Source organism: Kosakonia sp. MH5 (genome assembly GCF_009935945.1).
GTDB lineage: Bacteria > Pseudomonadota > Gammaproteobacteria > Enterobacterales > Enterobacteriaceae > Kosakonia > Kosakonia radicincitans.
The window spans coordinates 15,060-29,230 of record NZ_QODH01000021.1; the positions used below are offsets into that span (position 1 = coordinate 15,060).

Sequence of the window (14,171 nt, forward strand, 5' to 3'; positions counted from 1 at the left end):
GCAGGATCGGCTGCCTGTGTGCGACAGTCCGATCCTGTTTTTACGCGGCGCACCGCAAGGTTTTAACCCGTTATCAGCGTATTGCTGTTTTTTTGCGGCGAACGTCCCAGCCAGCTATCCCAGTCTTTCCATACGGGTTGCAACCCGCTTGCGACTAATGCGTCGGCAACTTCTTGCGGGCGGCGTCCGTCGTGCGGGGAAAACTGCTCCAGTTCCGGATGGTCATCGGCATAACCCCCTGGCTGCGTTTTAGAAAACGCGCTGACATTGTTGATGGCCAGTGGGATCACGTGATCGCGGAAGTGCGGCGATTCGCGCGTTGAGAGCGACAGTTCCACATCCGGCGCCAGCAGACGGAAAGCGCAAATGGTTTGCACCAGCTGGCGCTCATCCATCAGTGACGCGGGTTCAATGCCGCCAGCACAGGGGCGCAGGCGCGGAAAAGAGACGGAAAAGCGGCTTTGCCAGTAGTGCTGTTGCAACCATAGCAGGTGTTCCGCCACCATATAGCAATCTATGCGCCAGTTGTCGGAAAGCCCCATCAGCGCGCCGAGGCCGATTTTGTCGATCCCGGCGCGGCCAAGCCTGTCCGGCGTTTCCAGACGCCAGAAGAAATCCTGCTTTTTGCCCCGCAGGTGGTGACGGGCGTATTGAGCTTCGTGATAAGTTTCCTGGTAGACCATTACGCCATCCAGCCCAAGGGTTTTCAGCTCGGCGTACTCCTCCTCTGAGAGCGGCTGTACTTCCATCTGTAGTGAGGCGAACTGGCGGCGAATGTCCGGTAAATGGCGGCGAAAATAGTCCATTCCCACTTTGCCCTGATGCTCGCCGGTTACCAGTAACAGATGCTCAAAGCCCAGATCGCGCAAGGCTGCACATTCACGCGCAATCTCCTGTTCATCCAGTGTCTTGCGCTTCAGATGGTTACTCATCGAAAAGCCGCAGTAGGTACAGTCATTGGCGCAGAGATTCGACAAATACAGCGGAACATAAAAGCTGACTGTGTTACCAAACCGCTGGCGGGTCAGCCGCTGCGCACGCTGCGCCATGGCTTCAAGAAAACCGCTGGCAGCGGGGGAGAGCAGCGCCATCATATCGTCGCGCGTCGGTTGCCGGGCATTCAGCGCGCGTTCAACATCGGCTGCGGTTTTACTGTGAATGCGCAGACCAATATCGTCCCAGTCGAGTTGCCGCCAGTAATCGCTAAAGGTGCTCATAAGGTGGCCTCCAGAAAACCGGTCAGCGGGCTGGTGGCCGCCGCAAAACGCTGGCGCGCACCCGGTACGGCCTGACGCGCCAGCGTGCCGGCTTCTACCGCCAGACGAAAAGCGCGCGCCATGGTGACCGGATCGTCGGCGACGGCAATGGCGGTATTCACCAGCACGGCATCTGCGCCCATCTCCAGCGCCTGTGTGGCATGGCTGGGCGTACCAATCCCGGCGTCAACCACCACCGGGACATTCGCCTGCTCAATGATGATCTCCAGCATGGCGCGGGTTTCCAGCCCCTGGTTTGAACCAATCGGCGCACCCAGCGGCATGACTGCCGCGCAGCCGACTTCTTCCAGCCGTTTGCACAGCACCGGATCGGCGCCGCAGTAGGGCAGCACTACAAAACCCTGTTGCACCAGCTTTTCTGCCGCGCGCAGGGTTTCGATCGGATCTGGCAATAGCCAACGGGCATCCGGGTGGATTTCCAGCTTTAACCAGTGAGTTCCCAGCGCTTCACGCGCCAGCTGCGCGGCAAAAATGGCATCCTCAGCATTCTTCGCCCCGGATGTGTTCGGCAGCAACGTGACACCTGCATCGCGCAGCGGTTGCAGGATGCCATCGCTTTGTTTGCGAAGATCCACGCGCTTCATGGCCAGCGTGACCAGTTCACTGCCGGAGGCGCGGATCGCGTCGATCATCAGTTGCGGCGTGGAAAATTTACCGGTGCCGGTAAACAGCCGCGAGGTAAACGTTTTATCTGCAATACGTAACATCTCAACCCCCTGCGATAACCTGAAAAAGCAGGATTTCGTCGCCGTCCTGCACAAGATGCTCATCCCAGCGCTCGCGCGGCAGGATCTGTTGATTCACCGCAAGCGCGGCACCAGGTTTTAGCTGATTGATGTGCTGCAATAGCGCAGCAACGGAAAGCCCGGACGCGCACTGCATCGGCTCATCATTGAAGCGTATTTGCATGCCGCCCTCCGCATACCGGGCATCCCTGGGCGCGATGCAGCGCCAGCGTGCGCCAGAGATTGGTTCGGGCATCAAATAGCCGTAACTCGCCGCTGGTGGTGCTGATGCCGCTTAACAATTTGATGGCTTCCAGCGCCTGCATGGCACCCATGACGCCGACCACCGGGCCAACAATGCCCGCCGTACGGCAGTTGCGCTCCGGTTCGCTTTCATCGGGCCACAAGCAGCGATAACAACCCTGTTGCCAGGGCGGCGTCAGCACCATCATCTGTCCGCCAAAGCCAACCGCACTGGCGCTGATCAACGGTGTTTCCTGCGCCACGCAGGCGGCATTAATCGCCTGGCGAGTGGCCATATTGTCACTGCAATCGAGCACCACATCAGCCTGTGCAACCTGCTGCTGTAGTGCTTCACCACTGAGCCGCTGCTCAAGAGTAATCAGTTCGATATCCGGATTAAGCTGGTGTAAGCGTTGCGCGGTGACGCCCGCTTTCGGTTGGTTGATATCGTCTGTGGTGAACAGGATCTGCCGTTGCAGGTTACTCAGGTGTACCGCGTCGTCATCGGCCAGCGCCAGCGTGCCGATACCCGCGCCAGCAAGGTAAACTGCCGCGGGCGCGCCAAGACCGCCGAGACCAACAATCAGCACCCGGCTGGCGAGCAGCTTTTGCTGGCCGACAACAGCGATATCTTCCAGCAGGATCTGGCGGCTGTAGCGCATAAAATCGCGATCATTCATCACCCACCCCCGCAAGCGCCAGTAATTGATCGGTAGCCAGCCGCCAGTCAGTGGCCTGGGTGATTGCACTGACCACGGCGATGCTGCCAACGCCCGTCGCCAGTACCTCTGGTGCGCGCGCCAGACTGATACCACCGATGGCTACGGTCGGGTAATCGGCCAGCCGCGCAATATGTCGCGCCAGTTGTTCCAGCCCCTGCGGCGCGGAAGGCATCTGTTTGGTTTGCGTGGGGAAAACATGGCCCAGCGCGATATAAGACGGGCGCGCCGCCAGCGCCACGTCGATCTCCATATCGTCATGGGTCGAAACGCCAAGACGCAAACCTGCCGTGCGAATCGCGCTAAGATCCGTGGTTTCCAGATCTTCCTGGCCGAGATGAACGCCGTAAGCCTGGTGTTTGATCGCCAGCCGCCAATAGTCATTGATAAACAGGCGCGCGTGGTAGCGGCGGCCAAGCGCAATGGCGGCAATGACATCCTCTTCGACCTCGTCATCACGTTTATCTTTGATGCGTAATTGCAGGGTGCGCACTCCGGCATCCAGCAGGCGGGCTACCCACTCGATGCTATCGACCACCGGATAAAGCCCCAGACGGAAAGGCACCGGCGGGAAATCAGGCTGGTACATCAGGCTTCCTCCCGTTTCAGGTAGATCTCGCCGCCGCGGGCGCGGAAGTCGTTCGACTTGTCTGCCATGCCAACTTCAATAGCTTGGGAAGCGGCATAATCGCGTACTTCCTGGGAGATTTTCATTGAGCAGAATTTCGGCCCGCACATCGAGCAGAAGTGGGCGACTTTGCCGGATTCCTGCGGCAGGGTTTCATCGTGATACGCGCGGGCGGTGAAGGGGTCGAGCGCCAGATTAAACTGGTCTTCCCAGCGGAACTCAAAGCGCGCTTTCGACATAGCATTATCGCGGATCTGCGCGCCGGGATGGCCTTTGGCGAGGTCAGCCGCGTGGGCGGCGATCTTATAGGTAATAAGCCCCTGTTTCACATCCTCTTTGTTCGGCAGGCCAAGATGCTCTTTTGGCGTGACATAACACAGCATCGCGCAGCCAAACCAGCCAATCATCGCCGCGCCAATGCCGGAGGTGAAGTGGTCGTAACCCGGTGCGATATCAGTGGTGAGCGGTCCAAGCGTGTAGAACGGCGCTTCGTGGCAGTGCTCCAGTTCTTCGGTCATATTGCGGCGGATCATCTGCATCGGCACGTGCCCCGGACCTTCAATCATCACCTGTACGTCGTACTCCCAGGCGATTTTGGTCAGCTCGCCCAGCGTGTGTAGCTCCGCGAATTGCGCTTCGTCGTTGGCGTCCTGAATGGAACCCGGACGCAGACCATCGCCCAGCGACAATGCAACGTCGTAAGCGGCGCAGATCTCGCAGATTTCGCGGAAGTGGGTGTAAAGGAAGTTCTCCTGATGATGGGAAAGGCACCATTTCGCCATAATCGAACCGCCGCGCGAAACAATGCCGGTCAGACGGCGGGCGGTCATCGGGACGTAACGCAGCAGCACACCTGCGTGAATGGTGAAGTAATCCACCCCTTGTTCCGCCTGCTCCAGCAGTGTGTCGCGGAACGCCTGCCAGTTCAGATCTTCGGCGATCCCGTTGACCTTCTCCAGCGCCTGATAGATCGGCACGGTACCGATCGGCACCGGGCTGTTACGCAGGATCCATTCGCGGGTTTCATGGATATAACGTCCGGTGGAGAGATCCATCACCGTGTCCGCGCCCCAGCGAGTTGCCCAGACCAGTTTTTCCACCTCTTCTTCGATGGAAGAGGTTACCGCCGAGTTGCCGATATTGGCGTTCACTTTAACCAGGAAGTTGCGGCCGATAATCATCGGTTCCGACTCCGGGTGGTTAATATTGGCGGGAATAATGGCGCGACCGGCCGCCACTTCATCGCGGACAAATTCCGGCGTGATATTTTCCGGCAGGCGTGCGCCAAAACCTTCGCCCGGATGCTGCCTGCGCAGCACTTCGCTGCGGATGCGCTCGCGGCCCATGTTTTCACGGATAGCGATAAATTCCATTTCCGGCGTCACGATCCCCTGGCGAGCATAGTGCAACTGCGTCACGCAGCGGCCCGCTTTGGCGCGTTGCGGCGTCAGCAAACCGCCAAAACGCAGCTCATCGAGGCCGTCATCGGCCAGCCGCTCTTTGGTGTACGCAGAGCTGCGTTCATCGAGCGTTTCAGTGTCGTTACGGGCGGTTATCCATGGCGCACGCAGCTTTGCCAGCCCCTGTTGCACATTAATGGTGACAGCCGGATCGCCATACGGGCCGGAGGTGTCATACACCGGTACGGCTTCGTTTTCTTCATATTGCGGCTGTGCTTTGGTGCCGCCGATAAGCGTCGGGCTAAGCTGGATTTCACGCATGGGCACGCGAATATCCGGCTGCGAACCGGTGATGTAAATGCGTTGCGAATTGGGGAAAGCGGTGCCTTCCAGCGTATCAATGAAGTGTTGCGCCTGGGCGCGTTGTTCACGGCGTGTAACAGTTTTTGCAGACATAGCTCATTCCATAATTATGAGATGGCTTGTCAGACGACGGATGGAGTAATGGCAGCAAACCGCCCGTGAGGGTGGTCGTTGTGAATGGATTACTCTTGTTCCCTTCGCAGGTCTTAACCCGATCAGGTTCCGCGGATCCCGAATTAACGGTCTCAGCCTTTTCCCCTTCATCCTTCACGCCGCCTCTTTGTTGGCTGCGTTCGCTCACCCCAGTCACTTACTTGATGTAAGCTCCTGGGGATTCACGAACTTGCCGCCTCGACGCATCGCGAATGATTTTGTGGAAATATAGGCACTCCGACAAGAAAAACCCCGTCCGAAAACGGGGGACTGCTTTTTAAACTACGCGTTAATGCTTAAGAACTCAAGCGGGGCGCGCCATTCCACTTTCGTCGTTGGCGCTCACATTGAGGTCGTTATCATAGGCCAGCACAATCAACTTATCTTCCAGCATAAAGCGGGCGGCAAGCGCTTCGCCGATATCCGATAGCGCCTGTTGGAACTCCAGACAGTTGTCGTCATCGATGGCGTTTTCCAGGCTGGAGTCATAGTAATTCATGAGCTCCACGGTGTTGGCTTCAAGTTGTGGATAAAGTTGCGTGGCGGCTAAAAGTGGGCTGGCGCCTTCCATTTCGCTGATGATACGTTCATAAATATTGAAATGGCCGGCGGAGAGGTATTCCACCAGGTTGTGACAAAAATCGTCCAGCGCTTTTTCATTGAGCTGCATGTACGATCCTTTGCCAGGTTTAATGCCAACCAGATTGTAGTAAGAAACAAGAAGTTGCTTACGAACAAGTAGCCAGTGGTCGACAAGTTTGTTACTTCCTCCAACGCGCTCTGTCAGGCTTTCTAACTGGTTTAGCATAAATGGCTCCGCAAATATGTAAGTTCAGAAAAAATGTAATAATAATGTTAATAACATGCCAGTGAAGCTAAGGTAGTGCAATGGTACGTATTATTGAAGCATCCGATCGTGGCTGGTGGATCGTGAGCCATGAACAAAAATTATGGTTGCCCGGTGGAGAATTACCACATGGTAAGCCAGGAAATTTCGAACTTGTGGGCCAAAGCGCGCTTCACATTGGGGAATGGCAGGGCGAACCGGTGTGGATGGTTCGTCAGAATCGTCGACATGATATGGGCTCCGTGCGACTGCTGATCGATCAGGATGTCGGTCTTTTCCAGTTAGCCGGGCGCGGCGTGCAACTGGCCGAGTTTTACCGCTCGCATCAGTTTTGCGGTTATTGCGGGCACACTATGCACCCCAGCAAAACCGAGTGGGCGATGCTCTGCGACCACTGTCGGGAACGTTATTATCCGCAAATTGCCCCCTGCATTATTGTCGCGATTCGCCGTGACGACAGCATCTTGCTCGCGCAACATACCCGTCATCGCAATGGCATCTACACTGTGCTTGCCGGGTTTGTTGAAGTTGGCGAAACGCTGGAGCAGGCGGTAGCGCGTGAAGTGATGGAAGAGAGCGGCATCAAGGTCAAGAACCTGCGTTATGTCACCTCACAGCCATGGCCCTTCCCGCAATCGCTGATGACGGCCTTTATGGCGGAGTATGACAGCGGTGAAATTCATATCGATCCGAAAGAGCTGTTAGATGCGGGCTGGTATCGCTATGACGCCTTGCCGCTACTGCCGCCGCCGGGCACAGTGGCGCGTCGCCTGATCGAAGACACCGTGGCGATGTGTCGGGCAGACGATCAATGACGTGATACAATAACGGTCTGACGCTTAAGGAACTGACAATGACCGAACTGAAAAACGATCGTTACCTGCGCGCGCTCCAGCGCCAGCCCGTAGACATGACGCCAGTATGGATGATGCGCCAGGCTGGCCGCTATTTGCCGGAGTACAAAGCAACGCGTGCGCAAGCAGGCGACTTTATGTCGTTGTGCAAAAACGCTGAGCTGGCCTGTGAAGTGACGCTTCAACCGCTGCGCCGCTACAAGCTTGATGCGGCGATCCTTTTCTCGGACATTCTCACCGTGCCGGACGCGATGGGGCTGGGCCTCTATTTTGAAGCTGGCGAAGGGCCGCGCTTCACGTCGCCCATCACCAGCAAAGCGGATGTGGATAAGCTGCCGATTCCGGACCCGGAAAACGAACTGGGCTACGTGATGAACGCGGTGCGCACTATTCGCCGTGAACTGAAAGGCGAAGTGCCGTTGATCGGCTTCTCCGGCAGCCCATGGACGCTGGCGACCTATATGGTGGAAGGCGGCAGCAGCAAAGCGTTTACCGTGATCAAAAAAATGATGTACGCCGAGCCGCATACGCTGCACGCACTGCTCGATAAGCTGGCGCAGAGCGTCACGCTGTACCTGAACGCGCAGATCCGCGCTGGCGCGCAATCTGTGATGATTTTTGATACCTGGGGCGGCGTGCTGACCGGGCGCGATTATCAGCAGTTCTCGCTCTATTACATGCATAAAATCGTTGATGGCCTGCTGCGTGAAAACGAAGGGCGCCGCGTGCCGGTAACACTGTTTACCAAAGGCGGTGGGCAGTGGCTGGAAGCGATGGCGGAAACCGGCTGTGATGCGCTGGGCCTGGACTGGACCACCGATATCGCCGATGCGCGTCGTCGCGTGGGCCATAAAGTCGCTCTGCAAGGCAATATGGACCCTTCCATGCTGTATGCGCCGCCCGCGCGTATCGAAGAGGAAGTGGCTACCATTCTGGCGGGCTTTGGCAAAGGTGAAGGCCACGTGTTTAACCTCGGTCACGGCATTCATCAGGATGTTGCACCGGAACATGCAGGAGTCTTTGTTGAGGCGGTACACCGTCTGTCGGCCGCCTGGCATCAGTAAGGAGGAGGTATGGATCTCGCGTCATTACGCGCGCAACAACTTGAACTGGCGTCTTCGGTGATCCATGAGGATCGCCTGGATACGGATCCTCCCCGATTGATCGGCGGTGCCGATGTCGGGTTTGAGCAAGGCGGCGAAGTGACGCGGGCGGCGATGGTGCTTCTCGCCTGGCCATCGCTGGAGCTTGTCGAATATCAGGTGGCGCGCATCGCCACCACCATGCCCTATATTCCGGGCTTTCTCTCCTTTCGCGAATACCCTGCGCTGCTGGCGGCGTGGCAACAACTGTCGCAAAAGCCGGATCTGCTGTTTGTTGACGGGCACGGCATTTCGCATCCGCGCCGTCTGGGGGTCGCCAGCCACTTTGGGCTGCTGGTGGATGTACCGACCATTGGCGTGGCGAAAAAACGGCTGTTCGGCAAGTTTGAGCCGCTTGCCGATGAGCCTGGCGCGCTGGCGCCGCTGCTGGATAAAGGCGAGAAGCTGGCATGGGTATGGCGCAGTAAAGCGCGCTGCAATCCGCTGTTTATCACGACCGGGCATCGTGTCAGTCAGGATAGCGCTTTGGCGTGGGTGCAGCGTTGCATGAAGGGTTACCGGCTGCCGGAGCCGACGCGCTGGGCGGATGCGGTGGCGTCCGGGCGACCCGCGTTTTCGCGTTGGCAGGAAATCCAGCGCAATATCAGGTAAACTGCCGCCATTACTGATATTGAGAAACAACCATGTTACAAAACCCAATTCACCTGCGTCTGGAGCGGCTGGAAAGCTGGCAGCACGTTGTCTTTATGGCGTGTCTGTGCGAGCGCATGTATCCCAATTACGCCATGTTCTGCCAGCAGACGGAGTTTGGCGACGCGCAACTTTATCGCCGTATCCTCGACCTGATTTGGGAAACGCAGATCGTTAAAGATGCGAAAGTGAACTTCGACAGCCAGCTTGAGAAGCTGGAAGAGGCGATTCCGGCTGCCGATGATTACGATCTGTACGGCGTTTACCCGGCGATTGATGCCTGCGTAGCATTGAGCGAACTGGTTCATTCTCGCCTGAGTGGTGAAACGCTGGAGCATGCGGTTGAAGTCAGCAAGACGTCGATCACTACCGTTGCGATGCTGGAAATGACCCAGGCGGGTCGTGAAATGACCGACGAAGAGCTGCGACTGAACCCCGCCGTTGAGCAGGAATGGGATATTCAGTGGGAAATTTTCCGTCTTTTGGCGGCCTGTGAAGAACGTGATATTGAACTGATTAAAGGGCTACGCGCAGACCTGCGTGAGGCCGGCGACAGCAATATTGGTATAAATTTGCAGCAATGAGGCAATAAAACGTGATTTAGGGCCAGTTTTGTCGCGCCGGAAGGCTTCCCTTCCTACCCCCGTCTGGTCTACATTTGGGGGGCGAAAAAAAGTGGCTATCGGTGCGTGTATGCAGGAGAGTGCTTTTGAGGCATTTCCGTCGCACTCGATGCTTAGCAAGCGATAAACACATTGAAAGGATAACTTATGAATAAGACTCAACTGATTGATGTAATTGCAGACAAGGCTGATCTGTCTAAAGCGCAGGCAAAAGCTGCACTGGAATCCACCCTGGCTGCTATTACTGAGTCTCTGAAAGAAGGCGATGCGGTACAACTGGTTGGTTTCGGTACCTTCAAAGTGAACCACCGCGCTGAGCGTACTGGCCGCAACCCGCAGACCGGTAAAGAAATCAAAATCGCTGCCGCTAACGTGCCGGCATTTGTTTCTGGTAAAGCACTGAAAGACTCTGTTAAGTAAGACAGCGTGCCAGTGAACGGTTTTATCGAAGGGGCGGTTTCGCCCCTTTTGTTATTCTGGCGTCGTTCATTGACGTTGGCTGGCGCACTGTTGCTGACGGCCTGTAGCCACGATACTTCCTTGCCCCCGTTCACCGCCAGCGGCTTTGCGGACGATCAGGGCGCGGTGCGGATCTGGCGTAAAGATTCCGGCGGTGAGACGCATCTGCTTTCCGCTTTTAGTCCGTGGCATCACGGCAACACTTCCCTCAGCGAATACCGCTGGCAAGGCGATACCTTAACCCTTGTCGAACTCAATATTTATAGCCAGCCGCCTGAGCATGTACGCGTGCGTTTTGACGATCGCGGTGAGCTGAGCTTTATGCAGCGTGAGGTCAATGGGCAGAAGCAGCAGCTCTCCAGCGACCAGATTGCGTTGTATCGTTACCGTGCTGAACAGATCCGCCAGACCAGCGATGCGCTGCGTCAGGGGCGTGTGGTGCTGCGTCAGGGGCGCTGGCAGGCCAATCGCACGGTTCAGACCTGTGAAGGCAAGACGGTGAAGCCGGATCTCGACAGCTTTGCGCTGAACCGCATTGAGCAGCGTCAGACGCACTCGTCGGCGGCAGTAAGTGTGGCATGGCTGGAAGCGCCGGAAGGGGCGCAGTTGCTGTTGGTCGCGAATAGCGATTTTTGTCGCTGGCAGCCGACAGAGAAGAGTTTCTGAAGGTTTAAGTAGGCCGGGTAAGCATAGCGCCACCTGGGGAACGGCCCGATGGCGGCTACGCCTTATCGGGCCTGGGGCAAAATAACGTTATTCGCCCTGTTCGCGAGCGATCGCGCGGTAGCCGATATCACGGCGGCTGAAGCTGCCATTCCAGTGAATATTGGTCATCAACTGATAGGCGCGTTGCTGTGCTTCGGCAACGGTGTTACCCAACGCAGTAACACAGAGTACGCGGCCGCCGTTGGTCAGCACCTGGTCGTCGCTGGAGAGTTTAGTGCCCGCGTGGAATACTTTACCGTCCGGCACTTCTTCCAGCGGCAGGCCGTGGATCACATCGTCCTTGCTGTAATCGCCCGGATAACCACCGGCAGCCATTACCACACCCAGAGACGCGCGTTCATCCCACTCAGAGGTTTTCTCGTCCAGCTTGCCTTCGCAGGCGGCCAGGCACAGCTCAACCAGGTCTGACTGCATGCGCAGCATGATCGGTTGCGTTTCCGGATCGCCAAAGCGGCAGTTGAACTCAATCACTTTCGGATTGCCCTGTTTGTCGATCATCAGACCGGCATACAGGAAACCGGTATAAACATTGCCTTCCGCCGCCATACCGCGCACGGTCGGCCATATAATGCGTTCCATCGTTCGTTGATGCACTTCATCGGTGACGACTGGCGCAGGCGAGTAGGCACCCATACCGCCGGTGTTCGGCCCGGTATCACCATCACCCACGCGTTTGTGGTCCTGGCTGGTGGCCATCGGCAGAACATGTTCGCCATCGACTATTACGATAAAGCTGGCTTCTTCGCCGTCGAGGAACTCTTCAATAACGATACGGTGGCCTGCGTCGCCAAAAGCATTACCCGCCAGCATATCGTTCACCGCCGCTTCCGCTTCTTCCAGCGTCATGGCGACAATCACGCCTTTGCCCGCTGCCAGACCGTCCGCTTTAATGACGATTGGCGCGCCTTTCTCACGCAGATACGCCAGCGCCGGTTCAATCTCGGTGAAGTTCTGGTATTCCGCCGTCGGGATCTTGTGGCGCGCCAGGAAGTCTTTGGTGAAGGCTTTCGAGCCCTCGAGTTGCGCGGCGCCCTGCGTTGGGCCAAAAATTTTCAGACCAGCGGCGCGAAAGGCGTCTACTACGCCAATGACCAGCGGCGCTTCCGGGCCAACAATGGTCAGATCGATTTTCTCGTTCTGCGCAAAGCTGACCAGCGCCGGAATATCGGTGACGCCAATTGCCACGTTTTGCAGCGCCGGTTCCAGCGCGGTACCGGCATTGCCCGGTGCAACAAAAACGGTATCGACCAGCGGCGATTGCGCCGCTTTCCAGGCCAGCGCGTGTTCGCGCCCGCCGTTACCAATCACTAATACTTTCATTGTCTGCTCCGTGGATTAATGGCGGAAGTGACGCATATCGGTAAAGATCATAGCGATGCCGTGTTCATCGGCAGCAGCAATCACTTCGTCATCGCGGATGGAACCACCCGGTTGGATCACGCAGGTCACGCCAACAGCGGCAGCGGCATCAATACCATCGCGGAACGGGAAGAATGCGTCAGACGCCATCGCAGAACCTTTCACTTCCAGCCCTTCGTCACCGGCTTTGATCCCGGCGATCTTCGCCGAGTAGACGCGGCTCATCTGGCCAGCGCCAATGCCGATGGTCATATTCTCTTTCGCATAAACGATAGCGTTGGATTTCACGAATTTCGCTACTTTCCAGCAGAACAGCGCATCACGCAGCTCTTGCTCCGTCGGTTGGCGCTTGCTGACAACGCGCAGTTCGTTGTTGCTGACCATGCCCAGATCGCGATCCTGAACCAGCAGCCCGCCGTTGACGCGTTTAAAGTCGAGCCCCGGCACGCGTTGCGACCACTCGCCGCAGACCAGTACGCGGACATTCTGTTTGGCTGCCGTGATTTTCAGCGCTTCCTCTGTAGCAGATGGCGCGATGATCACTTCCACAAACTGGCGGGAGATGATCGCCTGCGCGGTGGCAGCATCCAGCTCGCGGTTAAAAGCGATAATGCCGCCGAATGCGGAGGTCGGATCGGTTTTGTAGGCGCGATCGTAAGCCGCAAGAATGGAGTCGCTCACAGCCACGCCGCAAGGGTTTGCATGCTTAACGATAACGCAGGCAGGCTCGCTGAACTCTTTCACACATTCCAGCGCTGCATCAGTATCGGCGATGTTGTTATAAGAAAGCGCTTTACCCTGCAACTGCTGGGCGGTAGCCACAGAAGCCTCTTTCACTTCTTCTTCTATATAGAAGGCGGCCTGCTGGTGGCTGTTCTCACCGTAGCGCATATCCTGCTTCTTGATGAAGTTCAGGTTCAGGGTGCGCGGGAAGCGGCCTGATGGCTCTTTACTTTCGCCGTGATAGGCCGGGACCAGGCTACCGAAGTAGTTGGCGATCATGCTGTCGTAAGCGGCAGTGTGTTCAAAAGCTTTAATGGCCAGATCGAAACGGGTTTCGAGCGTCAGCGATCCTTCGTGCGCATCCATCTCATTAATGATGGCGCTGTAGTCGCTGCTTTTTACTACGATGGCAACATCTTTATGGTTCTTCGCCGCAGAGCGCACCATCGTCGGGCCGCCGATATCGATGTTTTCTACTGCATCTTCCAGCGAGCAACCTTCGCGGGCGACGGTCTGGGCAAACGGATAAAGGTTAACAACCACCATATCGATCGGCGCGATCGCGTGCTCTGCCATGATCGCGTCATCCTGGCCGCGACGACCGAGGATCCCGCCGTGGACTTTCGGGTGCAGGGTTTTTACGCGTCCATCCATCATTTCCGGGAAACCGGTGTAGTCGGAGACTTCAGTCACCGGCAGACCTTTATCTGCCAGCAGACGTGCGGTTCCGCCAGTAGAGAGCAGTTCTACGCCACGCTGAGAGAGCGCCTGTGCGAATTCGACAATACCGGCCTTGTCAGAAACACTGAGCAGTGCGCGGCGGACTGGACGACGTTGTTGCATGGTAAATCCCCTGGATTTGACTTGAACAGAGAGTATTAGATGAATTTGGGGATCCTTAACGATCCCAAAACTTAGCTAACGCCCCATGTGAGGCTCACGATTTTTGCGCGGGCATTGTAACGAAAACGTTTGCGTAGCGCTCGCGAATTTTTAGCCTTTTGCCGGATTGTGGATAAGTCTGTGTGTAAATGGGTATAAAGCCGTGTTTTGCTGTGGAATGCAGCAGTCAGTCATTTTTATGTCATTTTTCTATTGCGGGGGGCGGAGAACTCCCTATAATGCGCCTCCATCGACACGGCAGATGTGAATCACTTCACACAAATAGCCGGGTCGGTTGAAGAGAAAAATCCTGAAATTCAGGGTTGACTCTGAAAGAGGAAAGCGTAATATACGCCACCTCGCGACAGTGAGCTGAAAGCCGCGTCGCAACTGCTCT

General features: G+C 56.7%; 15 protein-coding genes and 1 riboswitch. Of the genes, 6 read left to right on the forward strand and 9 right to left on the reverse strand.

The genetic code is table 11. The annotated features are described in order from the left end of the window. Positions 1-62: 62 nt before the first annotated feature. The 7 genes from thiH to DK872_RS26555 form a co-directional block, all read right to left on the reverse strand. A complete protein-coding gene (thiH, locus tag DK872_RS26525) occupies positions 63-1,217 on the reverse strand; it encodes a 2-iminoacetate synthase ThiH (RefSeq protein WP_071921792.1) in 1,155 nt (384 codons plus the stop codon). Further along, positions 1,214-1,984 (reverse strand): thiazole synthase, encoded by a 771-nt coding sequence (thiG, locus tag DK872_RS26530; protein ID WP_035890305.1) that lies wholly within the window; start codon positions 1,982-1,984, stop codon positions 1,214-1,216. Before thiG ends, thiH begins: the two co-directional genes overlap by 4 nt. Position 1,985: 1 nt before the next feature. Further along, entirely contained in the window at positions 1,986-2,186 is a 201-nt protein-coding gene (thiS, locus tag DK872_RS26535; protein ID WP_035890307.1) for a sulfur carrier protein ThiS, read from the reverse strand. After that, positions 2,167-2,925: a HesA/MoeB/ThiF family protein gene (locus DK872_RS26540; protein ID WP_079517112.1), complete on the reverse strand. Its 759-nt coding sequence runs from the start codon at positions 2,923-2,925 to the stop codon at positions 2,167-2,169. The genes thiS and DK872_RS26540 overlap by 20 nt, the downstream gene beginning before the upstream one ends. Beyond that, positions 2,918-3,553: a thiamine phosphate synthase gene (gene thiE, locus DK872_RS26545; RefSeq protein ID WP_081120881.1), complete on the reverse strand. Its 636-nt coding sequence runs from the start codon at positions 3,551-3,553 to the stop codon at positions 2,918-2,920. Before thiE ends, DK872_RS26540 begins: the two co-directional genes overlap by 8 nt. Then, a complete protein-coding gene (gene thiC, locus DK872_RS26550; protein ID WP_161519088.1) occupies positions 3,553-5,448 on the reverse strand; it encodes a phosphomethylpyrimidine synthase ThiC in 1,896 nt (631 codons plus the stop codon). Before thiC ends, thiE begins: the two co-directional genes overlap by 1 nt. Positions 5,449-5,530: 82 nt before the next feature. Then, a riboswitch (TPP riboswitch) is annotated at positions 5,531-5,758 on the reverse strand. A gap of 54 nt (positions 5,759-5,812) precedes the next feature. Beyond that, complete coding sequence (locus DK872_RS26555; RefSeq protein WP_035890314.1) at positions 5,813-6,316, reverse strand: Rsd/AlgQ family anti-sigma factor; 504 nt, start codon at positions 6,314-6,316, stop codon at positions 5,813-5,815. Between the two features lie 80 nt (positions 6,317-6,396). Between DK872_RS26555 and nudC the strand changes: the two genes are divergently transcribed. The 6 genes from nudC (at position 6,397) to DK872_RS26585 (ending at position 10,750) form a co-directional block, all read left to right on the forward strand. Further along, a complete protein-coding gene (nudC, locus tag DK872_RS26560; RefSeq protein WP_071921795.1) occupies positions 6,397-7,170 on the forward strand; it encodes an NAD(+) diphosphatase in 774 nt (257 codons plus the stop codon). A gap of 38 nt (positions 7,171-7,208) precedes the next feature. Beyond that, positions 7,209-8,273, forward strand: a complete 1,065-nt coding sequence (hemE, locus tag DK872_RS26565; protein ID WP_035890319.1) for a uroporphyrinogen decarboxylase — start codon at positions 7,209-7,211, stop codon at positions 8,271-8,273. Positions 8,274-8,282: 9 nt separating this feature from the next. Continuing rightward, entirely contained in the window at positions 8,283-8,963 is a 681-nt protein-coding gene (nfi, locus tag DK872_RS26570) for a deoxyribonuclease V (protein ID WP_079517107.1), read from the forward strand. Between the two features lie 32 nt (positions 8,964-8,995). Next, on the forward strand, positions 8,996-9,586 hold the full coding sequence (locus DK872_RS26575; protein ID WP_035890324.1) for a YjaG family protein: 591 nt from the start codon (positions 8,996-8,998) through the stop codon (positions 9,584-9,586). 186 nt (positions 9,587-9,772) lie between these two features. After that, entirely contained in the window at positions 9,773-10,045 is a 273-nt protein-coding gene (gene hupA, locus DK872_RS26580) for a nucleoid-associated protein HU-alpha (protein WP_035890328.1), read from the forward strand. Positions 10,046-10,057: 12 nt separating this feature from the next. Then, on the forward strand, positions 10,058-10,750 hold the full coding sequence (locus tag DK872_RS26585; protein ID WP_161519089.1) for a DUF1481 domain-containing protein: 693 nt from the start codon (positions 10,058-10,060) through the stop codon (positions 10,748-10,750). Positions 10,751-10,837: 87 nt separating this feature from the next. Here the strand turns inward: DK872_RS26585 and purD are convergent, their stop codons facing one another. After that, a complete protein-coding gene (gene purD / locus DK872_RS26590) occupies positions 10,838-12,130 on the reverse strand; it encodes a phosphoribosylamine--glycine ligase (RefSeq protein WP_035890332.1) in 1,293 nt (430 codons plus the stop codon). Positions 12,131-12,145: 15 nt separating this feature from the next. Further along, positions 12,146-13,735 (reverse strand): bifunctional phosphoribosylaminoimidazolecarboxamide formyltransferase/IMP cyclohydrolase, encoded by a 1,590-nt coding sequence (gene purH / locus DK872_RS26595; RefSeq protein ID WP_035890335.1) that lies wholly within the window; start codon positions 13,733-13,735, stop codon positions 12,146-12,148. Between the last annotated feature and the right edge of the window lie 436 nt (positions 13,736-14,171).